The sequence below is a fragment of the Bradyrhizobium daqingense genome, from assembly GCF_021044685.1.
GTDB lineage: Bacteria > Pseudomonadota > Alphaproteobacteria > Rhizobiales > Xanthobacteraceae > Bradyrhizobium > Bradyrhizobium daqingense.
In genome coordinates this window covers 5,525,315-5,546,276 of the sequence record NZ_CP088014.1, presented here as the reverse complement: position 1 = coordinate 5,546,276, position 20,962 = coordinate 5,525,315, and the positions used below count along the sequence as shown (strand labels likewise).

Below are 20,962 nucleotides of genomic sequence, written 5' to 3'. Positions count from 1 at the left end.
ATGGGGTTCGCGCTCGGTCCTCGTGCACAAGCCGCGGGCTACAAGCTCGCGGCTTTCGAACGGACCGGCTCGACCAATACCGACGCGATCGAGCACGCCCGGGCCGGCGAACGCGGTCCGATGTGGTTCGTCACGTCCGAGCAGACCGCGGGCCGCGGCCGCCGCCAGCGCGCCTGGATCGCGCCCAAGGGCAATCTCGCCGCCAGCATCCTCGAAGTCATGGACGTTGCGCCCGCCGTCGCCGCGACGCTCGGCTTTGCCGCCGGGCTGGCGCAGGAGGCGGCGCTGGAGAAGGTGAGCCTCGAGGCCGTGCTGCGCCTCGGCGAGGGCCGCCCCCGCTACGCCCTGAAATGGCCGAACGACGTGCTCGCCGGGGGCAAGAAGCTGGTCGGCATCGCGCTCGAAGCCGAGGCGATCGGCGACAGGCTCGCCGTCGTCGCCGGCATGGGCACCAATGTCGTGGCCGCGCCGGAGGGCACGCCGACGCCCGCGGTGTCGCTCGCCGCCCTCGGCGTCCAGATCAGCGCGGAGGAGCTGTTCTCGGCGCTCTCCGATGCCTGGGTCGAGTTCCGCGGCATCTGGGACAATGGCCGCGGCTTTGCCGAGATCCGCAAGCTCTGGCTCGAACGCGCCGCCGGGGTCGGGGAGCGGGTCGCTATCCAGACGGGAACGATGACACTGGAAGGCATTTTCGACACCATCGACGACACCGGCTGCCTGATCGTACGCACTGCGGAAGGCCGGCTTGTGCCGGTGGCGGCGGGCGAGGTGTTCTTTGGCCCGGTCCGCTCCGTGGGAGCTGCGTGATGGCGAAGCCCGACGAATTGGTGTTTGCGCCGCTCGGCGGCGTCGGCGAGATCGGCATGAATCTGTCGATCTACGGTCTCGGCAACCGCCAGCAGCGCGCCTGGCTCGCGGTCGATCTCGGCGTCTCCTTCGGCGACGAGGAGCATCTGCCCGGCATCGATCTGATCATGCCGGACATCTCCTTCCTGGAGAAGGAACGCAAGAGCCTGATGGGCCTGGTGCTCACCCACGCCCACGAGGACCATTTCGGCGCGATCATCGATCTCTGGCCGAAGCTGAAATGTCCGATCTATGCGACGAAGTTCAGCGCAGCGCTGTTCGAGGCCAAATGCGCCGCCGAGCGCAATGCGCCCGACATTCCCGTGACCGTGGTCCCGTCCGGTGGCCGCGTCGATGTCGGCCCGTTCAACGTCGAGTTCATCCCGGTTGCGCACTCCATTCCCGAAGCGCACGCGCTTGCGATCCGCACCGAGGCCGGCACCGTGCTGCACACCGGCGACTGGAAGATCGATCCGACCCCGACGCTGGGCGCGCCGACCGATGAGAAGCGGCTGCGCGAGCTCGGCGAGGAGGGCGTGCTCGCCTTGATCGGCGATTCCACCAACGCGGTGCGCGACGGCCGCTCGCCGTCGGAGGCCGAGGTTGCCCGGACCATCATCGATCTCGTCAAGGCCGCCAAGGGCCGCGTCGCGGTGACGACGTTCGCCTCCAATGTCGCCCGCGTCAAAGCTGTGGCCGAGGCTGCGAAGGCCGCCGATCGCGAGGTCGTCGTGGTCGGCCGCGCCATGGAGCGCGTGGTGCAGGTCGCGCGCGAGACCGGTTATCTCGACGGCGTGCAGAACTTCCGCTCGCCCGAGGTCTACGGCCATCTGCCCCAGGACAAGGTCCTGGCGCTTTGCACCGGCAGCCAGGGCGAGCCGCGCGCCGCGCTGGCGCGGATCGCCAATGACGATCATCCCGAGATCACGCTCAATCGCGGCGACAGCGTCATCTTCTCCTCGCGTACCATTCCCGGCAACGAGAAGGCCGTCGGCTCGATCATCAACAATCTGGTGCTCCAGGGCGTCGAGGTGATCACCGACCGCGACGCGCTGGTCCACGTCTCCGGCCATCCCCGCCGCGACGAGCTGCGCGATATGATCTCCTGGGTGAAGCCCCAGCTCCTGATCCCGGTCCACGGCGAGGCGCTGCACTTGAATGAGCACGCCAAGCTCGCGCGCGCCGCCGGCGTGCCGCGCGTGCTGGTCTGCCGCAACGGCGACCTCGTCAGGCTCGGACCCGGCGATCCCGGCATCGTCGGCGAGGTGCCGTCGGGCCGTCTCTACAAGGACGGCACGATCCTGGAGGACTCCAAATCCCGCGCAGTGGTCGAGCGCCGCCGCATGGCCTTTTCCGGCTGCGCCTTCGTGGCCGTCGCCATGACGGAGCAGGGCGAGCTTGCCGATGATCCCGAGGTCGATCTCGTCGGCATCCCCGAGAAGAACAGGGCGGGCGAGGCCTTCGACGACATCGTCTTCGACGCCGTGGTCTCGACCATCGAAGGCCTGCCGCGCCCGCGCCGCCGCGATCCGGACGCACTGGCGGAGTCGGTGCGACGCGCTGTCCGTGCCGTCATCAACGAACATTGGGGTAAAAAGCCCCCCTGTCTGGTACATGTGCTGACAGTGTAAGGGGAGAGGAACATGCTGGGCCGGCTCAACCACGTTGCGATTGCGACCAAGGACGCCGTCAAGGCGGCCAGGATCTACGGCGCGGCGTTCGGCGCGCAGATCTCGGAAGCCGTACCGCTGCCCGAGCACGGCGTCACCACCGTGTTCGCGACCCTGCCCAACACCAAGATCGAGTTCATCGAGCCGCTCGGCGAGGCGTCCCCGATTGCGAAATTCCTGGAGCGCAATGCCGACGGCGGCATCCACCATGTCTGTTACGAGGTCGTCGACATCATCGTCTCGCGCGACACCCTGGTGAAGGAGGGCGCGCGGGTGCTCGGCGACGGCGTGCCGAAGATCGGCGCCCATGGCAAGCCGGTGCTTTTCCTGCACCCCAAGGATTTTTCCGGCGCCCTCGTCGAGATCGAGCAGGCATAAGGCCGCGGCATGGCCATCCAGATTTCAACCTGGCTCGCGATCTATTTCGTGCTGTGGTGGGTCATGCTGTTCGTGACGCTGCCGTTCGGCGTGCGCAGCCAGCACGAGGACGGCGTCGGCGCGCCCGGCACCGACCCCGGTGCACCGATCCTGACCCGCATGGGACGCAAGCTGATCTGGACGACGATCCTCTCGGCCATCGTCTTCGGAATCGGCCTAGCCGCCTACCACGCCGGCTATCTCTCGATCGAGCGCCTGTCGAAGATGATGGGAATGCCGTTCTAAACGTTTTTGCAGACCATTGTTTTGGGGGACCGAATGACTTTTCAGCGGATCGTCATTGCGCTTCTGGTGCTGATCGTCGCCGGCCTAGGCGTCATCGGCTATGTCGAATGGAAGATGGCGGTGCAGGTGCGCACTCTGAAGGCCTTCGTCGAGGGCTATGTCTTCAACGAGGCCGTGATGGCCTGCGAGCAGGCCAAGAGCTCGACGCCGTTCAAATGGAACGGCGGCAAGAGCACCTCGGTGATCGGGCTGAACTCGGTCAAGACGGACAAATACAGCGTCTACGCCAGCTACACGCTGGTGGCGGACAGCGTCTATTGCGATTACGACCCGATCAAGAGAAAGGCCGAAATCGGCTCGAGCTTCCTCGAGCGGGAGTGACGATCCGCCCCGGATCTAGATCGCCCGGCGTTGCCGGCCGGCGATAAGACCGTAGACGAACAGCACGATGATCGCGCCGACCACGGCACCGATCAGGCCCGCCCCTTCGCCAGGGCGATACCAGCCCAGCGCCTGGCCGAGATAGGAGGCCACGAAGGCTCCGACGATGCCGAGGATGGTCGTCAGAATGAAGCCGGACGGTTCATTGTCGCCGGGCATGATGAACTTGGCGATCACGCCGGCGATGAAGCCAATGATGATGGTCCAAAGAAGGCTCATGTGTACTCCTCTTCTGAGTGGAGCCGTTGCAGCTACGCGTCGGGCAAACGTCCATCCGGCGTGTATTTGTCGATGGCGGTCGGAAGCTCGCGGGATAGTCGTGTGATGATCTCGTCTTGAGAAAGCCCGGTCTGCTGCGCGAGCTTCTCCAGGACGTCGCTGCCGATGGCTTGCTTGAGCTCCGGCGAGGAGATCTCCTTGTTCGGGCCGGGCTTCACCCATGAATCGGCGATCTCGCCCTGCCCATTCTGGTTAAACCGTTCCAGGAGCTCGCCAATTCCGCCATTGAGCAGGCCCCCGATTCCGCCCGCGCCGAGCATGCCGCCGAGATTGCCCAGCATGCCACCGAGCGGCTGCTGGCCCCCCGCGGAAGAGCCGCCGCCGGCGCCTTTCAGCAGCTCCGCCAGTTTGTCGCGGTTCTGATATCCGGCGATGGCCAGCATCGCCAGAAGTGCAGTCATGGATGGCATTCCGCGGCTCATCGGCAGCTCCTTCAAAACGGTCAGGAAGGCAAAACCGTCTCGGCCCGCTTGTGTTCCTAGCCGGCAGATCGAGCGCTCGCGACCAAGCGTCCCAGTTTGGTCGCCACCAAGCACCGGGTAGCGGACAGCGCGCAGTGTGATTACGATCCCATCGAAAGAATGGCCGGGATCGGCTCCAGCTTCCCAGCAGTGGGAGTAACGATCCGGCCCAGACATGGGATGGGATCGTCATGAGCGGGGACCGGGCAGGGGACTACCGGATTTTGCATGAGGCGGACTTGCGGGACTATCTCGCAGGCGTGCCCGATATCGCCGCGCTCCTTGGCGGCGGGCCGGCATCCTGGGCGATCACCGAGGTCGGCGACGGCAATCTCAACCTCGTCTTCATCGTCAAGGGCACGAAGGGCGGCATCGCCGTGAAGCAGGCGCTGCCCTATGTCCGCCTGGTCGGCGAGAGCTGGCCGCTGCCGCTGTCGCGAGCCCATTACGAATATCTGGCGCTGTCGAAGCAGGCCGAACTCGCACCCGGCCTCGTGCCGGCGCTGCTGCATCACAATAAGCCGTTGGCGCTGACGGTGATGGAGCTGCTCGAACCCCACATCATCATGCGCAAGGGACTGGTTGCGGCAACGCAATATCCTGGCTTTGTGGACGACATCACCACCTTCATGGCGCAGACGCTGTTCTTCACCTCCGACCTCGCGCTGTCCGCGGCCGAGAAGAAGGAGGGCATCGCGGCGTTTGCCGGCAACCATGCGCTCTGCAAGGTCACCGAAGATCTGATCTTCACCGATCCCTACCGCATCGCCGAACAGAACCGTTGGACCGCGCCCTATCTCGACGGCTTGGCCGCGGAGCTGCGCGACGACATGGACCTGCACGTCGCGATCTCCCGCCTGAAGCTCAAGTTCATGGCAAGCCCGGAGGCGCTGCTCCATGGCGACCTCCACACCGGCTCGATCATGGTGACGGAGAGCCAGACGCGGGTGATCGACCCCGAATTCGCATTCTACGGCCCGATGGGCTTCGACGTCGGCGCCGTGCTGGCCAATCTCCTGATGGCCTATTTCGCCTCCCCCGGCCACGAGCGCAAAGCGGGCGAGCGGGCGGCCTTCGAGGGTTGGATTCTGGAGACCGTCGAAAGGGTCTGGAATGAGTTCGCCCGCAAATTCCTCGATCTCTGGGGCGCCGGTGCGGAAGGCGATGCCTATCCGGTCTCGCTCTTCGCCGGCGAGAAAGGGGCTGCGCGCCTGGAAGCCGAGCGGCAGGCCTACATGCAGCGCCTGTTCACTGATGCGATCGGCTTCACCGCCGCAAAAACCATCCGCCGCATCTTCGGCCTCGCTCACAACATCGACTTCGAGCTGATCGAGGATCCGCGCAGGCGAGCGATCAGCGAAGCCCGCGCCGTGCGGCTCGCACGCGCAATGATGGTCGAGGCGGCCGCATTTCCGGCCATCGCAGACGTCACCGGCGCTGCGCGAAAGCTGAGGGACTGGATGCCGGAACTACCGGGCTGACAGAGCGATCTCAATAAAGCCGGATCGGCAGCAAGGCGCCATCCGGCCCGACCAGAAAGCCCCAGGTCTCATTGAACGCGACCTCGAACTGCCGGACTTGCGCGTGACCATCCACCTTGACGCTGAGCTTGTACTTGCCCGGCGGCAGGTCGATCTTCAGGTCGTCCGGCAATTCGTCCGCAACGTTGCCGGAGTAGGCCAGCGTTTCTCCGGCGTGGGCCGCCAGCGGGATGGTGCGCTCGTTGACGGTGATGACCGCCGCTTCATCCGTCTTGTTGCCGAGCAGCAACCTCGCTTGCCCAGGTTTCGGCAGGATGCCAGCCGACGCGACCGCCGGCTTGCGCAGAGAAAGATCCGCGATGGTCTTGCCGTCCTGGCGGCTGAGCCGAAGCGACGCCGGTCCCTCGCTGGTCGTGAAGCGGATCGCGGCGCTTTCAGGTGTGACCTCCGCGCCCTCGATCTCCGTCCAGCCTCGCGCTCGGAGTGCGGCGCGATAGAAGGCGAGCACCGCCGCGAGATCGCGCGGCGTCTCCACATGCGCCGACCGGATGAAGGGCGAGTTCTTCGCGGTCATCAATCCCCAGCCCGCGGGCAGCACGAGGCCGGCCTCGTCGGACATCTTCGCTTCGAACGTCCGGGTGGCTGCCCGTGCCAGGAATGCGACCGCGTCGCAGAGCAGGCGCTCACCGAGATGGCCTGGGGTGCAACGGTCCCTGACCGCCCACCAGGTTTGATCGATATACTCGTTTGCCCCCGAGGTGCGATGCCAGCCGAATTGAATGGTATCCGCCGAGCTGTCGCGGGCAGGGTCCGGCGTGACCGGGATCGCCATCGCGGCCGTCGCGGCGAGCAGGCTGCTGGCAAGCAAGGCACCTAGCGTTCGACGCTTCATATGGTTCGCAATCCCTGCTGCTCAGGTAATGATCCTGATCTTGGTCGCGTCAGTCGCGAAAGACGTTCACCGTTCCCGATCGTAGATTGCGGGCTGGCAGCGGCCAGCGGCCGAGGATGGCCTCAACGTCCGCCGATGCCCACCAGACGCGGGCGCCGGTTCGCGGGCGGCGTCTCGGCCTGCAAGGCGCGCAGCCACGCGCGAAAGCTCGCAACCTCCGGACAATCCGCCGTGCCTTCGGGCGCGATCAGCCAGTCGCCCAAGCCCGATGCCTCGTCGATCCGGTCGCAGCGATAGCCGGGATGACGGCTGGGACCGCGGGCGATCAGCAGGTCGACCTTGCCCTCGACCAGCTCGTGCAGGCCGGCGGGCTGCAGCACCCGCAGGCCGATGTCCGGATGCGCGCTACGAAACTCCGCGAGATCGAGGCGCCGCAGGTCGATGCTGCCATGGACGCCCAATTGCAATAGCACTGCACCCGCCGGCTTCAATTGCGAGGTCGCCTCGGCAATGTGACGAAAGCCTTCGGATATGCCGGGCAGATAGGCCTGACCTGCCGGGGTGAGGATGAGCTGCTTATGCAGCCGATCGAACAGCCGGACGCCGAGACGCGCCTCCAGCGCCTTCACCTGCTGCCCCACGGCAGCGGGCGTCACATGCAGCTCGTGCGCAGCCAGCTTGAAGCTGAGATGGCGCGCGGCGGCTTCGAAGGCGCGGAGCGCGTTGAGCGGAGGAAGGGGGTAGGTCATTGCCCAGTTTGTCATGCAACGGCTGTGGGCTTGCAATAGATTTTCTTGCGCTGAACCGCAGGAATGATGGTTTGCGCCGTGGCGCTGCCGCCGGTTACGGTCGATTCGCAATCCGGAGAAACGCGATGGCTCAAGCTAGTATCGTCAGCCACAATCCCACATCGGTTCATGCTCCCGCCGGTGGCTACAGCATGGGACTCGAAATCAGTCAGCATCGCCGACTGCTGTTCATCAGCGGTCAGGTGCCCGAGAGGTCCGACGGCAGCGTGCCCGACGGTTTCGAGGCGCAATGCGAGCAGGCCTGGCGCAACATCATCGAGGTGCTCGCCGCTGCCGGCCTCGGCGTCAGGAATCTGGTCAAGGTCACGACATTCCTGACCGATCTCAGCCAGGTCGTGCCCAATCGCGGCGTGCGTCGGAAGATGCTCGAAGGGCACGAGCCCGCGCTGACCGTCATGATCGCGCAAACCGTTGACAGCAAATGGTTGCTGGAGATCGAGGCGATCGCCGCGGAATGACACAGGTAAGCGATTTGTTTGAGAGACATCCGATGGCCGAGATCATCCATCCCTTCTACGAGGCTCATCGTGCCGCGATGGAAGCCGCCATGCGTCATCGCCTCGATCTTGCCGAAACGATGCTGCGCGGTCGTGCGCAGCTGTCCGATATCGCTGCCATCCGGCAGGAGGTCATGGACGAATTCGCGGTCGTGCTCGCCGAGATCCCTTATGTCGGAGGTGCAGCAAACCGCATGAGCGATTTCTTCATGCGTCTGATGGGCTTCATGGCCATCAGCCGTGTGCTCCGGCGACACGGCGTGCCGCTGTCCGTGATCGGCGACATCGAGCGGGAAACCTACAAGGCGCAATTGCTCACGGCGCCCGAGGCGGAGCGCCTGACCGCGGGACGCCACTTCATGTCGCCGGAGAACCAGAAGCTGCTGCGCGAACAGGCGGCGCAAAGTGTCACGAGGAGCCATAGGGACGCGTTTCCGGGCGATTTCGTCTACGATTTCGTCGAGCCGGGCCCGAATGACGACTTCGAATTTGGCATCAACTACAAGGCCTGCGGCTTCTGCAAATTTGCCGCGCGACACGGCGACAAGGATATCCTGCCGAACATCTGCGGGCTCGATTTCGACGCCTACGCAACGCGGGGCATCCGCCTGGAACGGACGCAAACGCTGGCCGGTGGCGCCAGCCATTGCGATTTCAGATTTTCGCGGCTGCCGCCGGACGGGAAGGCCGGAAGCTGAGCAGTGTTCGCCATGTTGATCAGCTGCTCCCACCGTGTCGTCATTGCGAGCGCAGCGAAGCAATCCAGAAATGCATCCGCGGAGTGATACCTGGATTGCTTCGCTGCGCTCGCAATGACGGGTTTGGCAGCAGCACTCCACCGGCCGCTTGAAATGCCCCTGTTTTGCCCGACAAGTCAAACTGGCTTCGCCAAATCCGCAATTCGGGGACGTCGCGCGCAAGCCATTGATTTCATTCGCCTCGGCTACTGTGCATGGGGTTGTTTTCGTACCTTTGTTCTGAAGGCCGTCTATTCCACCGCCTTTTCCCGCAAGCGCTGCGCATAGACGTTGATGACCAGCGCCGCCAGGAGGATCAGGCCGCGGATCAGGATCTTCAGGAAGCTGTCGATGTTGACGTGATCGAGGCCGTTGTTGAGGACGCCGAGCACGAACAGGCCGACGATGGTGTTGCCGATGCCGCCGCGGCCGCCGAACAGGCTGGTGCCGCCGACCACGACGGCGGCGATGGAGTCGAGCAGGTAGGTGTCGAACTCGTTCTGCTGCGCGCTGCCGAAATGGGCGACGCCGAGCATGCCGCCGATGCCGGAGCACACCGCCGAGATCACCATGACGGCACCGAGGATGAGCTTGACGTTGAGGCCGGAATATTCGGCCGCCTCGCGATTGCCGCCGACCATGTAAACGTAGCGGCCGAAGCGGGTGTAGGTCAGCACCAGATGGCCGCCGAGCAGCATCAGTGCGGCAATGATGACGAGCCAGGGGATGCCCCCGATCGAGCCCGAGCCGAGCGTCGTGATCAGGCTCGGCACCTTGTAGGCGATCTGGCCGCGCACCAGGAGCGCGGAGATGCCGGCCGCGATCTGCATCATGGCCAACGTCATGATGAAGGAGGGGATGCCGATCACGGTCAGCCCCAGCGCATTGACAAGGCCGAGCAGGGCGCAGAGCAGGATCGACAGCAGGATGGCGACGGCGCCGGGCAGCGGGACGTTGGCGATGTTGACGTAGGATTCCTGCAGCGTGAAATAGGCGACCGCGATGCCGGTGACGTTGGCGATGGCGGCGATCGACAGGTCGATCTCGGCGCAGAGGATCACGAAGGTGAGGCCGACCGCGATGATGCCGGTGATCGAGACTTGCGTGAGGATGTTGCCGAGATTGTCCAGCGTCGCGAAGGAGGGGCTGGCGAAGGAGAAGAAGCCGGCCAGGAAGATCAGCGTCAGGAACGGCGCGATGTTGCGCATCTGCGAGCGAAGGAAGGGCGCGAGCCCGCGCGTCCGCTGCCCCGTCGCCAAAGCCGTGTCGCTGCTCATGTGCTTCTCCGTCACGCCGCTTCCAGCAGGCGGTCCTTGCTGACCGGCTCGTTCCTGAATTCCCGCACCAATGCGCCGCGCTTGAGCACGAGGATGCGGTCGGCCAGCGACAGCACCGTTTCCGGCTCGGTCGACAGCACGATGATGGCAAGTCCCTTGGCGCGGAGGTCGCGGACGATGTTGATGACGTCGTTCTTGGCCCCGACATCCATGCCGCGGGTCGGCTCGCACAGCACCAGCAGCTTGGGCGGATAGGTCAGCCATTTTGCCAGCGCGACCTTCTGCTGGTTGCCGCCGGAGAGCATGCCGAGGTCGAGGCCGACCACCGGCGGCCTGATCTGGAGCTGCTCGACCTGGCGCTTGGCGATATCGCGCTCTTGCGCCGGCTTGAGCAGCAGCGGCGAGATGCGGTCGAGAATACTGATCGAGATGTTCTTGTAGACAGGCTCCTGGTGAAACAGCATGTCGCGCCGGCTCTCGGGCACCAGCGCCACGCCGGCACGCCGCGCCGCCGCCGTGCTGGCAAAGGACTTCGGCGTGCCCTCGACGGCGAGCGTGCCGCTATCCGGCTTCAGCTTGCCGAACAGGATGCGGGAGAGCTCCTGCTGGCCGCAGCCCATGAAACCGTAGATGCCGAGCACCTCGCCGGCGCGCGCCTCGAACGAGACATCCTTGAGGCTGCGGGCGAGGGAGAGCTGATCGACCTTCAGGATCACCGCTCTGCCGCTCGGCTGCGGCAGCATCAGATCGTCGGTGTAGCTGTGCTCGAGCGCTTCGCCGCCGCGGCCGATCATGGCTTCGATCAGCGCGCCCTTGCTGGTCGCAGCGCTCGCCGTTTCCGCGACCTTCCGCCCGTTGCGGAACACGGTCACGGTGTCGGAGACGCGCAGGATGTCCTCGATGAAATGAGAGATGAAGACGATGGCGGTGCCTTGCTCGCGCAGCCGCCTGAGTGTCGCGAAAAGGCGCTCGACCTCGGGCGGGGAGAGGGCGGAGGTCGGCTCGTCCAGGATGACGATGCGCGCGCCCGAGAACAGCACGCGCGCGATCTCGATCAGCTGCTGCAGCCCGATCGGGAGGTCGCCGAGCCTGCCCATCGGATCGACGTCGATGCCGAAGCGGGCGAGTTGCTCGCCGGCCTCGCGCGCCATCCGCCGCCATTGCACGAGGCCGAGAGCGTTGGTCGGCTGGTTGCCCAGGAAGACGTTCTCCGCGACCGTGAGGTCGGGCGCGACCGAGAGCTCCTGATGGACCATGGCGATGCCGGCCGCGTGCGCATCGCGCGCCGAGCGGAAATGCGTCTCCGCCCCGTCGATCAGGAAGCGGCCGGAGAAGTCGGTGTGCACGCCGGCGATGATCTTCATCAGCGTGCTCTTTCCGGCGCCGTTCTCGCCGACGAGACCGTGGATCTCGCCGGCGTGAAGCGCGAAATCGACACCGCGAAGTGCTTCGACACCGCCGAAGCTCTTCGTGATGCCCTGGAGCTCCAGGATGGGCGAACGAGCCTCGGGCATGGAGAACTAGATCAGGTAGTGATCCTGCATCCATTGCATGCCGGGCGCATTCGCCTTGGTCACGACCGGACCGTCGGTGATGACGTTCTTGGGGATGCCCTGTCCGCTCTTCTCGCCGCCGACCACGGCCGAGACGCCCGCGATGATCGCGCCGCCATGGATGCGGCAGGATGGATTGCGCACGGTCGCGAACATGCGGCCTTCGCTCACCGCCTGGATCGCCGGCGGCATGGCATCGACGCCGCCGATCAGGATGTTGGTGCGGTTGCGGGCCTTCATGATGTTGTAGGCGGCGAGCGCCATGTCGTCATTGTGGAAGAACGCCGCGTCGATCTGCGGATATTTCGTCAGGTAGGTCTCCCAGAGGCGGGCGGTCTTCGAGACATCCCAGTCCGCCGGCTGGGTGTCGAGCACCTCGATGTTCGGGAACTGCTTGACGACCGAGTTGAAGCCCTTGGCGCGTCCTTGCGCGCCGGTGTGGCCGAGCGCGCCCTGGGTCATGATGATCTTGCCCTTGCCGCCCATGGCATTGCACAGCGCCTGGGTCACCGAGGCACCCATGAACTCGTTGTCGGGCGCGAGGAAGGAGTGGACGTTGATCTGGTCGAGCGGCGCAATCAGCGTGTCCATGTCGATCACGGGCGTGCCGGCGTCGATCATCTTCTGCACGGGCTGGGTGAGGGTGCCGATGCCGAAGGCCTGGATCGCGACGAAGTCCCATTTCTGCGAAGCCATGTTGTCGATCGCCGCGCGCTGCTTCACCGCGTCGAGCTGACCGTCGAACCAGGTCACTTCGACGTTGAACAGCTTGCCCCAGAACTCCGCAGCCTTCTTGCCCTGCGCGCACCACGTCGCCTGCAGGCCTGCGTTGGAGAAGGCCGCTTTCAGCGGCTTCTCCGATCGTCCGACCTCGGCTGCAAGTGCTGGGTTTATGCCCATGCTGCCGAAGAGGGCAGCTCCGGCGCCGGCGGCCGCTGCCGCGTGAAGAAGATCGCGCCTCGTCGTCGAGAAATCTTTCGTCCCGGACATCGCTCGCTCCCGTAAAATTTTATCGTCGGCGCGTCATTGATTGCGCGACCGATGTCCGAAAGTCTCTCACAAGAGTTGACGCCACTCAATCTGCAATCAATCGCGTGATCGCCGCAGGCCTCGTTGGTGCAGCGCAAAGCGTCAGGGCGGGACGGCGACGCCTCGATCTCGATGAGCAATGCATGCCAAGCCCGCGCGATGTCGGGCGACCATTCATCGTCGAGCGGATCGCGGAGCGTATCCCGGATGATCGCAAAGAAGGCGATGAAGAGGTCGCGCGAGGTACCGTAGGCCTCGTGCGAGGCGGCTTCGCAGGCGATCAGCCGGAAATGTCCACGCCGCGCGTCGGCGGAGGCGAGCTGCCTTGCGAGCGGAACATCGCCCGCGTTTCCGGATGCCGGTCGAACAGGCTTTGATGGACCAGCGTCGCCAGATCGGCGCAGCGCGAAGCCGCCAGCTCGGGCCTGACGTCGGTCGGATTGGGAGAAGCTTCCATGGGCGCTTCAGCCCCGCAGGCAAAAAAAGAGCGGGGCCCTGGCCCCGCTCAAAAATTGTGTCGACCCTATTATCCCCGATTCTAAGATTTGCTCTTGATTGACGGGGCGACGCTGCGTTTTGCGCGCCAGGGGCTCCTCCCGAGACTTGGACCACCAGGCTTTGACCTCGCGGTCAGCCTGAGCAAGAGGGATGCTAGATCAACTTTTCTCACTTGTCATCATTTTCGGCAACGATTGTTCAAAATTCGAGCAGCTGACGAAATGTTCGGGCTTCTTTCCCTGTAAGTATATGACAGATATAAGAAATCTGTGGAGGGTGGGGCATTTGACTTGCCTCGAATGAGCTGCCTCCAGCCTCGATCGGGTGCTTCCCAACCATAGTTTCCAAGAAATTTGCGGCGGGACAAGAAGACCGCCGACTGACCTCGACTTAGGGCAGGCCGGGTGTTTAGTTAGCAGGCGAACGAACGGTTCGGCGAATGCACGCGCGGCTGAAAAAATTCCTACCCATCGTCCTGCTCGCTCTGGTGATGCAGGTGCTGGCGCCGATTGCCGCGTGCCTCGCGGCCGGCCAGGCCATCGCCGATCCGCTGTTCGCCGGCGCCATCTGCCACAGTGGGGGTGAGAAGGGCGGCCAGAACGATCAGACCGGCAGCCCGACTGCGCATGCCGGTGCCTGCGCGATGTGTTGCCTGGCGCAAGCGGGCGCAGCGCTCGATTCGCCGACGCAGGTCGCACTCGCAACTCCGGTTCGGCACGCCGAGCGCGTGGTGTGGCGCGCTGCGGATGCATCCAGGGTGTCCGCCTACAGAGGCTCAGGCGCCCAAGCGCGCGCACCTCCACGGTTTTCCTGACGTAGCGATCAACCGAACCATCGGCGCGCGGACTTGGCTGCGCAGGTGGGCGTGCTCAATGGACCGGCCATCGCCGGATGTCAGGAATTCAAGTGATGTTACGAAGACGTGCGATCGGCAGCGCGAGCTTGCCCGTGCTTTGTGGGCTGTTGTCCGCGACCAGTACAGGCGCGCTTGCCCAGGCTGCCCAGGAGGCGCTGCCCCCTGTCACCGTCGAGGCGCCGCAGACGGCCCGTCCCAGAGCGGCAACCCGGCCATCGCGGCCCCGCTCTGCTTCGGTGGGCCGGGCAACGAGGCCTGTTGCGCTGAATGCGACCGACAGCGCCACAGTCCCAAACAGGACGACGAGCGCCGGCGCGGCACGAGATGGCCTCAATCAGGCCCCGGCTGGGCAGACCGCGACGACGATCGATCGCAGTCGGTTTGACAACCGACCGGCATTTTCAGTCAGCGACGTCTTGCGAGACAGTCCGGGCATTTCGGTCAAGCAGGGGAATGGTCCCCGCGATTTCGGCATCTCGATTCGCGGATCCAATGCCCGCAACGGCTTCGCCATCCGCAATCTCGTGATCTTCGAGGACGGCTTTCCGGTGACGCAGCCGGACGGCCTGTCACGAAGCGACCTGATCGATCCTCATGCCTATGGTGCGATCGACGTGATCCGCGGCCCCTCATCGGCGCTCTACGGCAACTACGCGACCGGCGGTGCGCTCAATTTCCGGACACGGCCGGGCGGCACGATCGACGGCGTCGAATATGGCGTCGACGGCGGCAGCTACGGTTATCTCAACAATTATCTCGCGGCCGGCAAGAAGGTCGGCAATTTCGAGGGCTCGCTGTTTGCGAGCGATGTGCGGGGCGACGGCTACATCGGCAACAGCTGGTTCAACACCCAGACCGTCAACTTTCTCGGAACGCTCCAGGCGACGCCGAACGATCGCTTCACGGTCAAGATCATCAACAACGATCTCAGCACGCGGCTTCCGATCCGACAGTCGCTCAATCAGTACTACCTCAACCCTTTCCAGCAGGGCTGTGCGACCGGTGCCACGGCCGCGCCCGGATGCGGCACGGTCAGGCTGTTCAACAACGGCTTCAACGCCACCGCTGGAACTGATGTGGAGACGGCCGTGCAGGCCGGGCTTGGCCGCAACGATCGCCGAACCATCGTCGGCGGCCGGTGGGAGCACGATTTCGACAACACCATGACCTGGCGCAACCAGTTCGTGTTCGATGACCGGAACATCAGCCAGCCGACCGGCACGACCAGCTCGATCGGAGATTTTCCGTCGTACAACTACATGAGCGACCTGACCAAGCGCGGCGAGATTCTCGGCTTGGAATCGACCACCTTCTTCGGCGCGTTCTACAACACGCTGTCGGCCTCGAGCGACACGCGGAACGTGATGCCGGGAGGCAATGCTGCACTCGGCAGGCTATCGAGCAATCTCTTCAGCGAAACGACAAACTACGGCGTGCGCGCGCGGGAGGAGTTGAGGCTGACGACCTCGCTGACGGCGGTGGCCGGTGTTGGTTGGGAGACCACCGTTCTGAAGGGGATGAACACGGCGTATGCGTACGCAGGTCCGACGGGCATCACCACAACAACCCTGACCACCGCAGACCGGCAGTTCCAAAATGCTGCTCCGGAGTTGGCGCTCCTCTACAATCTCAACAACGAGTGGCTATTCCGGGGGCGCGTTGCCACCGGGTACGGCACGCCGCAGGTCTCGAATCTCTTTGTGCTTCCGACCGGCTTGTCGGGCAACAACACTCAGCTCCGGGCGCAGAAAAACCTGGGGTACGATCTCGGTTTTGACTGGACTCCGAACAACACGCTCAAGCTCAGCGCGACCGGCTTCTACGAGTTCTTTCGGAACGAGATTGTCAGTCAGGCGACACCCGTTGCCGGCACTTCCTACACGTTCAACGCTCCGCGATCCGAGCATCGCGGCATCGAGCTCGCCGCCGACTGGAAATTCTATCCGGGCTGGCGGTTCATGGCGGCCTACACCTATCTCGACGAGGTCTATACCGAGTATGTCGAGAACATCACCAATGGCACCGTGTTCAGCTTCAACCGTGCCGGCAACAAGATTCCCGGTATCTCGCCCAATGAGCTGACCGCTCGAATTGGCTACGACGAGTTTGCGGGACCCCTGGCGGGCCTCGGAGGCTTCGTCGAGCTCCAGTGGAAAGACTCCTTCTACATGGACAATGCGAATTTGCTGAAGGCGCCCGGCTATGAGCTGGTCAATGTGAATGTTCACTACAAGACCGATCTGGTGTCCGACACCTTCCGATCCCTGAACTTGTTCCTCGAAGTCAGAAACGTGTTCGACCGCACCTATGTCGCATCCGCCAACAACATCGCCAACACGGTGACGGGGGCGGGGCTTCAAAATCCTGCGAGCGTGCTCGCAAACACGACGGGATCGATCTATGCGGGCTCGCCGCGCACATTCGTTGCGGGTATGAAGGTGGCGTTCAGATGATCCGGACTCTCGAAGGAAATAGGGCCGTGATCCGAATTGGCTTGCTCGCGATCATCGCTCTCACATGCGTGCAAGCTAAGTCCCACGCACAGATGCATGCGCCGCATGCGTCCGAGGCGGCGTGTGAGGAGCCGAGGCTGCGCTGTGCAACCAAGGCGACGCCCGCGTTCGCTCCGGATGGAACGCTATGGCTGGTATGGATGGCGGGCGGGCAGGTCTCTGTCGCACACTCGCAGGATTCCGGCCGTACCTTCTCCACACCAACCCAAATCACGACGAAGCGGTTGAACCTCGATTGGGGGCCGGATGCCCGGCCGAAGATCGTGGTCGATCGCAACGGCGGCATCGCGGTGGCGTTCTCGGTTTTCAGGGACGAGGCCTTCAACGGCCAGGTGCTCTATACGCGCTCGGCCGATGGCGGAAAGAGCTTTGCAGAGCTAAAGCCGATCACGGCAAGCAATGAGAGCCAGCGCTTCGAGGCGCTGGCGCTCGATCAGGACGGAACGATCTTCGCGGCTTGGCTCGACAAGCGCAATCGCGTTTTTGCGAAGGAAGCGGGACAGAAGTACGAGGGAGCGGGGTTGTTCTTCACATCATCGAGCAACGGCGGCACCACTTACGCAGATGCAAAGCTGGCTCGCGAGGGCACTTGCGAATGCTGCCGGTTGGGGCTGGCGTTCGCGGCGCCCGGCCGACCGGCTGTGATCTTCAGAAACATCTTCGACGGCGGCGTGCGCGATCATGCGGTGATGACCTTCACCGACACTTCGACGCCGGGTGAGATCCACCGGGTCAGCCTTGACGACTGGCAGATCAATGCCTGCCCCCATCACGGTCCCAGTCTTTCGGTGGCGCCGAACGGGACCTATCATGTGGTCTGGTACACGAACGGCAAGGCGCGGAAGGGATTGTTCTACGCGCATTCGCGCGACCAAGGCCGCACGTTCTCCGCGCCGATGGCGCTGGGGCAGCCTGGTCGCAATCCGACGCGTCCCTTCGTGCTCGCAGGTCCGGCGGGAACGGTGATGGTGTGGAAGGAGTTCGATGGTGAGAAGACCTCGGTCCAGATGACGATTTCCAGGGACGATGACGAGACCTGGTCGCCGCCGAAGACGATAGCGAGCACGACCGACACGTCCGACCATCCCTTGCTCGTCGACAATGGCCGGCAAGTGTATCTGTCATGGATGACGAAGGCGGACGGCTATCGTCTCACAGCGATCGAGGATCAACCATGAGACGTCGATTTGCAGGCATTCTGGGGCTGGGCATCCTGATCGCATCGGCGTCCGCATTCGGGTCGCCTTCGGCTCTCAAGCCATTCGAACGCGGCACCTGGCAGAGCGTGCTCAAGGGCCATGCGGGCCGCCCGATGCTCGTGCATTTCTGGGGCGTGACCTGCGGCCCCTGCAAGGTCGAGCTGCCGCTGCTCGGCAAGTTCGCGAAGGACCATCCCGAGATCGATGTCGTCACGGTCAGTGCCGATCTCGTGCCGAACCTGCCGGCGGCGACGCAATCGATGCTGGACAAGGCCGGGCTATCGTCGACCGAGAATTTCATCTTCAGTGACGGGTTCGTCGAGCGTCTGCGGTTCGAAATCGATCCGGCCTGGCAGGGCGACATTCCCAGAACGATGCTCTTTTCGCGCGACGGCACCGTCACGACGATCGAAGGTTCTGCCGAAATTCCCGATCTCGAGACATGGTCGGCCCAACAACGCTCCACTCGCTGAATTCAATCTGCAAACAGGAATACGGACATGAAGACAATGTTGAAGAATGTGCTGCTCGCGACGTTCGCTGTCACGCTCGGTGTAGCGCCCGCGGCGGCCGACGACGTCAAGGCCGGCGGTCTCATCATTTCCCAAGCCTGGAGCCGGGCGACGCCTGGTGGAGCCAAGGTCGCGGGCGGTTACCTCACGATCGAGAACAAAGGCACGGCGGCGGACAGGTTGGTCAGTGTGTCCGCCGACATCGCCGGGAAGGCCGAGATTCATGAGATGGCGATGGACAATGGCTTGATGAAGATGCGCGCGCTCGACAAGGGAGTGACGATCGATCCCGGCAAGACGGTGAAGCTCGCGCCGGGTGGCAATCATCTGATGCTTCAGGAGCTGAAGGGGCCGTTCAAGCAGGGCGACAAGGTGCCGGTAACGCTTCAGTTCGAGAAGGCCGGCAAGGTCGCGGTCTCTCTCGACGTTCAGGGCGTTGGCGCGCAGGCGCCGGGTGGTGATGGGCATTCAGGTCATATGGACATGAAGAAAACGCCGGATCATTCCGGAATGAAGATGAAGTGAGACTGACCTGGGGGAGATTGACCATGTCGAAGCGATCCTGCGTGATCCTGATCGTTGCGTTCGCCGCCTCACCGGCAGCGGCGCATGTGTCGCTCGAGACCAAACAAGCCACGGTCGGCGCGTCATACAAGGCTGTGTTCACCGTGCCGCATGGTTGTGCAGGTTCGCCGACGGTGAAGATCCGCGTGCAGATCCCGGAAGGAGTAATCGCGGTGAAGCCGATGCCGAAGGCGGGCTGGACCATCGATGTCGTCGAAGGCAAATATGCCGGGGAATACACCTACCACGGCAATAAGCTCTCTTCCGGCGTCAAGGAGGTGGCGTGGTCCGGCGGCAAGTTGCCGGACCAGCACTATGACGAGTTCGTCGTGCAGACGTTCCTGACCGGCTCGCTCAAACCGAACACGACCCTGTACTTCCCGGTCGTCCAGGAATGCGAGACCGGCGTCAGCCGATGGATCGACATCCCGGCAGAGGGAGCAGGGCACTCGCATGATGGCAAATCCCCGGCACCGGGCGTGAAGCTCATGCCAAAGCCCTGATGCGCCTGTTCGCCGCGCTCGCGACGCTGCTCCTCGCTGTCGGCTTCGCGACCGGCGCCTCGGCGCATGCTGCGCTCGTCGCGGTCGAGCCGGCAAATGGCACCGTGCTTGCGAGCGCGCCGCCAGCCGTGGTCCTGCGCTTCAACGAGGCCGTGACGCCGGGTGCGATCCGGCTGATCGACGGCTCGGGCAGGGCGCGGGACGATGTGCGCGTTGACACCGCCGGAGACGCCGTCTCGGTCAACATGCCGCCGGACCTGCCGCAGGGCACGGCGGTGGTCAGCTATCGCGTGATTTCGCAGGACGGCCATCCCGTCGCAGGATCGGTGATTTTCTCGATCGGTGCGCCGACGGGGACGAAGCCCCCGGCGAGTGCAGACGAAGGATTGAGCGTGCTGATCTGGCTGGCGCGGGTCGGGCTCTACTTCGGACTGTTCGTCGGCGTAGGCGGCGTCTTCTTCGCGCGCTGGGTCGCCTGGTCGATGATCGGCATGACCGTGCCGCGCGCGGCGCTCGCGATCGGCATCCCCAGCGCGGTGGTGTCCATTGGTGCCTTGGGGCTTGATCTGCTCGGCCTGCCGCCAGCGGGCCTCGTGACGGCCGCGCCTTGGAAAGTTGCGTTCGCGACCAGCGCTGGCCCGGCGATGTTGGTTGCCATTGCTGCGATGTTATTCGCTCTGCTGGCGCTGCGCAGCGGTTGGCCTTCGCGAGCCCTTGCGGGCATCGCCTTCGTCTGCGTCGGGCTGGCGCTGGCCATGACCGGACACGCCGCCACCGCTCCTCCCGAAATCTTGACGCGGCCGGCGATCTTCCTCCACGGCCTCGGTGTTGCATTCTGGATCGGGGCACTGGCGCCGCTCGCTGCGCTGGTCTCGAAGCCAGCGGCCATGGCCTTGCCGGTCGTCAACCGCTTCTCCCGCATGGCCGTGCCGGTCGTCGCCGCGCTGGCATTGACCGGCCTTGTGCTCGCAATCGTCCAACTCGGAAAGCCGTCGGCGCTGGTCGAGACCCGCTATGGCCTCATCCTCTCGCTCAAGCTTGCGCTGGTCTTGTTGCTGCTCGCACTGGCGGCGCTCAATCGCTTGCGTCTGACCCAGGCGTTTGCTCGTGATCACAAGGGCGGGACCGCGCTCAAGCGCTCGATCCTGCTCGAATGCGGGATCGCGCTCGCCATCTTCGCTGTCGTCGCCGGCTGGCGCTTCACGCCGCCGCCGCGGACCATCGTTGCGGAGACGCCGTTGGGAATCCACATCCACACCGACAAGGCGATGTTCCAGGTGCTGGTGTCTCCAGGGAAGGCCGGCGTGGACGATTTCGTGCTCCAGCTCATGACCGGAGAGGGGACGCTGCTCAGGGCCAAGGAGGTGACGTTGATACTGAGCCTGCCCGAGCGCGGCATCGAGCCGATGGAACGGAGCGCTTCGCTCGGGCCGGACGGCTATTGGCATGTGCGCAAGGTCGAGCTGCCCTTCGCCGGCCGCTGGCAGGTGCGGATCGACGCGCTGGTGAGCGATTTCGAGCGGATCACGCTTGAGGACGAACTCGTCGTGCCGCCGCCCTAGGCTCGCCGGCTTTGCACGGCACGTTGATGCTCGAGTCAAACCTGAAGTCGACGGAAAAATGACTGGAATTCCGCCGCGTTAGCGGCTTTTCCTCATTCCCGGACTTGTGTTTTCGCTCCC

General features: G+C 64.3%; 23 protein-coding genes. 15 read left to right on the top strand and 8 right to left on the bottom strand.

Annotated elements, in window-relative coordinates; translation table 11 throughout:
* The 5 genes from LPJ38_RS26235 to LPJ38_RS26215 are packed head-to-tail and all read left to right on the top strand — an operon-like array spanning window position 1 to window position 3,560.
* Window positions 1–807: a biotin--[acetyl-CoA-carboxylase] ligase gene (locus LPJ38_RS26235; protein WP_145641265.1), complete on the top strand. Its 807-nt coding sequence runs from the start codon at window positions 1–3 to the stop codon at window positions 805–807.
* Complete coding sequence (locus tag LPJ38_RS26230) at window positions 807–2,477, top strand: ribonuclease J (protein WP_145641262.1); 1,671 nt, start codon at window positions 807–809, stop codon at window positions 2,475–2,477. The genes LPJ38_RS26235 and LPJ38_RS26230 overlap by 1 nt, the downstream gene beginning before the upstream one ends.
* Window positions 2,478–2,489: 12 nt before the next feature.
* Window positions 2,490–2,894 carry a methylmalonyl-CoA epimerase gene (gene mce, locus LPJ38_RS26225; RefSeq protein ID WP_145641260.1) on the top strand — a complete coding sequence of 135 codons (405 nt, stop codon included), beginning with the start codon at window positions 2,490–2,492 and terminating at the stop codon, window positions 2,892–2,894.
* Between the two features lie 9 nt (window positions 2,895–2,903).
* On the top strand, window positions 2,904–3,179 hold the full coding sequence (locus tag LPJ38_RS26220; protein ID WP_145641258.1) for a DUF1467 family protein: 276 nt from the start codon (window positions 2,904–2,906) through the stop codon (window positions 3,177–3,179).
* A 33-nt stretch (window positions 3,180–3,212) separates the two neighbouring features.
* Window positions 3,213–3,560, top strand: a complete 348-nt coding sequence (locus tag LPJ38_RS26215) for a hypothetical protein (protein WP_145641256.1) — start codon at window positions 3,213–3,215, stop codon at window positions 3,558–3,560.
* A gap of 15 nt (window positions 3,561–3,575) precedes the next feature.
* Here LPJ38_RS26215 and LPJ38_RS26210 read toward each other — a convergent pair whose 3' ends face one another.
* Window positions 3,576–3,839: a GlsB/YeaQ/YmgE family stress response membrane protein gene (locus LPJ38_RS26210; protein ID WP_008547711.1), complete on the bottom strand. Its 264-nt coding sequence runs from the start codon at window positions 3,837–3,839 to the stop codon at window positions 3,576–3,578.
* Between the two features lie 32 nt (window positions 3,840–3,871).
* Window positions 3,872–4,321, bottom strand: a complete 450-nt coding sequence (locus LPJ38_RS26205) for a YidB family protein (RefSeq protein WP_145641331.1) — start codon at window positions 4,319–4,321, stop codon at window positions 3,872–3,874.
* A gap of 230 nt (window positions 4,322–4,551) precedes the next feature.
* Between LPJ38_RS26205 and mtnK the strand changes: the two genes are divergently transcribed.
* Window positions 4,552–5,841, top strand: coding sequence for an S-methyl-5-thioribose kinase (mtnK, locus tag LPJ38_RS26200; protein WP_145641254.1), 1,290 nt, complete (start codon window positions 4,552–4,554; stop codon window positions 5,839–5,841).
* 10 nt (window positions 5,842–5,851) lie between these two features.
* Here the strand turns inward: mtnK and LPJ38_RS26195 are convergent, their stop codons facing one another.
* Complete coding sequence (locus tag LPJ38_RS26195; RefSeq protein WP_145641251.1) at window positions 5,852–6,733, bottom strand: hypothetical protein; 882 nt, start codon at window positions 6,731–6,733, stop codon at window positions 5,852–5,854.
* Between the two features lie 122 nt (window positions 6,734–6,855).
* Window positions 6,856–7,482: a LysR family transcriptional regulator gene (locus LPJ38_RS26190; protein ID WP_145641248.1), complete on the bottom strand. Its 627-nt coding sequence runs from the start codon at window positions 7,480–7,482 to the stop codon at window positions 6,856–6,858.
* 125 nt (window positions 7,483–7,607) lie between these two features.
* On the opposite strand from LPJ38_RS26190, the gene LPJ38_RS26185 reads away from it, so the two are divergent.
* Window positions 7,608–8,000: a RidA family protein gene (locus LPJ38_RS26185; protein ID WP_167520726.1), complete on the top strand. Its 393-nt coding sequence runs from the start codon at window positions 7,608–7,610 to the stop codon at window positions 7,998–8,000.
* A 32-nt stretch (window positions 8,001–8,032) separates the two neighbouring features.
* On the top strand, window positions 8,033–8,737 hold the full coding sequence (locus LPJ38_RS26180; protein WP_167520725.1) for an L-2-amino-thiazoline-4-carboxylic acid hydrolase: 705 nt from the start codon (window positions 8,033–8,035) through the stop codon (window positions 8,735–8,737).
* 290 nt (window positions 8,738–9,027) lie between these two features.
* Here the strand turns inward: LPJ38_RS26180 and LPJ38_RS26175 are convergent, their stop codons facing one another.
* From LPJ38_RS26175 to LPJ38_RS38160, 4 genes are all read right to left on the bottom strand, one after another.
* Window positions 9,028–10,053 carry an ABC transporter permease gene (locus LPJ38_RS26175; protein WP_145641242.1) on the bottom strand — a complete coding sequence of 342 codons (1,026 nt, stop codon included), beginning with the start codon at window positions 10,051–10,053 and terminating at the stop codon, window positions 9,028–9,030.
* 11 nt (window positions 10,054–10,064) lie between these two features.
* Complete coding sequence (locus tag LPJ38_RS26170) at window positions 10,065–11,567, bottom strand: sugar ABC transporter ATP-binding protein (protein WP_145641240.1); 1,503 nt, start codon at window positions 11,565–11,567, stop codon at window positions 10,065–10,067.
* Between the two features lie 6 nt (window positions 11,568–11,573).
* Window positions 11,574–12,596 carry a sugar ABC transporter substrate-binding protein gene (locus tag LPJ38_RS26165; protein WP_145641238.1) on the bottom strand — a complete coding sequence of 341 codons (1,023 nt, stop codon included), beginning with the start codon at window positions 12,594–12,596 and terminating at the stop codon, window positions 11,574–11,576.
* Between the two features lie 319 nt (window positions 12,597–12,915).
* Window positions 12,916–13,092: a hypothetical protein gene (locus LPJ38_RS38160; protein WP_347339043.1), complete on the bottom strand. Its 177-nt coding sequence runs from the start codon at window positions 13,090–13,092 to the stop codon at window positions 12,916–12,918.
* A gap of 480 nt (window positions 13,093–13,572) precedes the next feature.
* Between LPJ38_RS38160 and LPJ38_RS26155 the strand changes: the two genes are divergently transcribed.
* From LPJ38_RS26155 to LPJ38_RS26125, 7 genes are all read left to right on the top strand, one after another.
* Window positions 13,573–13,947: a DUF2946 domain-containing protein gene (locus LPJ38_RS26155; RefSeq protein ID WP_145641236.1), complete on the top strand. Its 375-nt coding sequence runs from the start codon at window positions 13,573–13,575 to the stop codon at window positions 13,945–13,947.
* Between the two features lie 95 nt (window positions 13,948–14,042).
* The gene (locus LPJ38_RS26150; RefSeq protein ID WP_145641234.1) at window positions 14,043–16,442 is read left to right on the top strand and encodes a TonB-dependent receptor family protein; all 2,400 of its coding nucleotides are present in this window, start codon (window positions 14,043–14,045) and stop codon (window positions 16,440–16,442) included.
* 26 nt (window positions 16,443–16,468) lie between these two features.
* Window positions 16,469–17,680, top strand: coding sequence for a sialidase family protein (locus LPJ38_RS26145; RefSeq protein ID WP_145641231.1), 1,212 nt, complete (start codon window positions 16,469–16,471; stop codon window positions 17,678–17,680).
* A complete protein-coding gene (locus LPJ38_RS26140; protein ID WP_145641229.1) occupies window positions 17,677–18,174 on the top strand; it encodes a TlpA family protein disulfide reductase in 498 nt (165 codons plus the stop codon). Before LPJ38_RS26145 ends, LPJ38_RS26140 begins: the two co-directional genes overlap by 4 nt.
* A 27-nt stretch (window positions 18,175–18,201) precedes the next feature.
* Window positions 18,202–18,738: a copper chaperone PCu(A)C gene (locus LPJ38_RS26135; protein WP_145641227.1), complete on the top strand. Its 537-nt coding sequence runs from the start codon at window positions 18,202–18,204 to the stop codon at window positions 18,736–18,738.
* A 23-nt stretch (window positions 18,739–18,761) separates the two neighbouring features.
* On the top strand, window positions 18,762–19,280 hold the full coding sequence (locus LPJ38_RS26130; protein WP_145641226.1) for a YcnI family copper-binding membrane protein: 519 nt from the start codon (window positions 18,762–18,764) through the stop codon (window positions 19,278–19,280).
* Window positions 19,280–20,842, top strand: coding sequence for a copper resistance CopC/CopD family protein (locus tag LPJ38_RS26125; RefSeq protein ID WP_145641224.1), 1,563 nt, complete (start codon window positions 19,280–19,282; stop codon window positions 20,840–20,842). The genes LPJ38_RS26130 and LPJ38_RS26125 overlap by 1 nt, the downstream gene beginning before the upstream one ends.
* Window positions 20,843–20,962 lie beyond the last annotated feature (120 nt).

What these genes read in the sequence shown, in the direction of transcription:
- LPJ38_RS26235 (WP_145641265.1), top strand. Translation starts at nt 1, where the DNA reads ATGGGGTTCGCGCTCGGTCCTCGTGCACAAGCCGCGGGCTACAAGCTC.
- LPJ38_RS26230 (WP_145641262.1), top strand. Translation starts at nt 807, where the DNA reads ATGGCGAAGCCCGACGAATTGGTGTTTGCGCCGCTCGGCGGCGTCGGC.
- mce (WP_145641260.1), top strand. Translation starts at nt 2,490, where the DNA reads ATGCTGGGCCGGCTCAACCACGTTGCGATTGCGACCAAGGACGCCGTC.
- LPJ38_RS26220 (WP_145641258.1), top strand. Translation starts at nt 2,904, where the DNA reads ATGGCCATCCAGATTTCAACCTGGCTCGCGATCTATTTCGTGCTGTGG.
- LPJ38_RS26215 (WP_145641256.1), top strand. Translation starts at nt 3,213, where the DNA reads ATGACTTTTCAGCGGATCGTCATTGCGCTTCTGGTGCTGATCGTCGCC.
- LPJ38_RS26210 (WP_008547711.1), bottom strand. Translation starts at nt 3,839, where the DNA reads ATGAGCCTTCTTTGGACCATCATCATTGGCTTCATCGCCGGCGTGATC.
- LPJ38_RS26205 (WP_145641331.1), bottom strand. Translation starts at nt 4,321, where the DNA reads ATGAGCCGCGGAATGCCATCCATGACTGCACTTCTGGCGATGCTGGCC.
- mtnK (WP_145641254.1), top strand. Translation starts at nt 4,552, where the DNA reads ATGAGCGGGGACCGGGCAGGGGACTACCGGATTTTGCATGAGGCGGAC.
- LPJ38_RS26195 (WP_145641251.1), bottom strand. Translation starts at nt 6,733, where the DNA reads ATGAAGCGTCGAACGCTAGGTGCCTTGCTTGCCAGCAGCCTGCTCGCC.
- LPJ38_RS26190 (WP_145641248.1), bottom strand. Translation starts at nt 7,482, where the DNA reads ATGACCTACCCCCTTCCTCCGCTCAACGCGCTCCGCGCCTTCGAAGCC.
- LPJ38_RS26185 (WP_167520726.1), top strand. Translation starts at nt 7,608, where the DNA reads ATGGCTCAAGCTAGTATCGTCAGCCACAATCCCACATCGGTTCATGCT.
- LPJ38_RS26180 (WP_167520725.1), top strand. Translation starts at nt 8,033, where the DNA reads ATGGCCGAGATCATCCATCCCTTCTACGAGGCTCATCGTGCCGCGATG.
- LPJ38_RS26175 (WP_145641242.1), bottom strand. Translation starts at nt 10,053, where the DNA reads ATGAGCAGCGACACGGCTTTGGCGACGGGGCAGCGGACGCGCGGGCTC.
- LPJ38_RS26170 (WP_145641240.1), bottom strand. Translation starts at nt 11,567, where the DNA reads ATGCCCGAGGCTCGTTCGCCCATCCTGGAGCTCCAGGGCATCACGAAG.
- LPJ38_RS26165 (WP_145641238.1), bottom strand. Translation starts at nt 12,596, where the DNA reads ATGTCCGGGACGAAAGATTTCTCGACGACGAGGCGCGATCTTCTTCAC.
- LPJ38_RS38160 (WP_347339043.1), bottom strand. Translation starts at nt 13,092, where the DNA reads ATGGAAGCTTCTCCCAATCCGACCGACGTCAGGCCCGAGCTGGCGGCT.
- LPJ38_RS26155 (WP_145641236.1), top strand. Translation starts at nt 13,573, where the DNA reads ATGCACGCGCGGCTGAAAAAATTCCTACCCATCGTCCTGCTCGCTCTG.
- LPJ38_RS26150 (WP_145641234.1), top strand. Translation starts at nt 14,043, where the DNA reads ATGTTACGAAGACGTGCGATCGGCAGCGCGAGCTTGCCCGTGCTTTGT.
- LPJ38_RS26140 (WP_145641229.1), top strand. Translation starts at nt 17,677, where the DNA reads ATGAGACGTCGATTTGCAGGCATTCTGGGGCTGGGCATCCTGATCGCA.
- LPJ38_RS26135 (WP_145641227.1), top strand. Translation starts at nt 18,202, where the DNA reads ATGAAGACAATGTTGAAGAATGTGCTGCTCGCGACGTTCGCTGTCACG.
- LPJ38_RS26130 (WP_145641226.1), top strand. Translation starts at nt 18,762, where the DNA reads ATGTCGAAGCGATCCTGCGTGATCCTGATCGTTGCGTTCGCCGCCTCA.
- LPJ38_RS26125 (WP_145641224.1), top strand. Translation starts at nt 19,280, where the DNA reads ATGCGCCTGTTCGCCGCGCTCGCGACGCTGCTCCTCGCTGTCGGCTTC.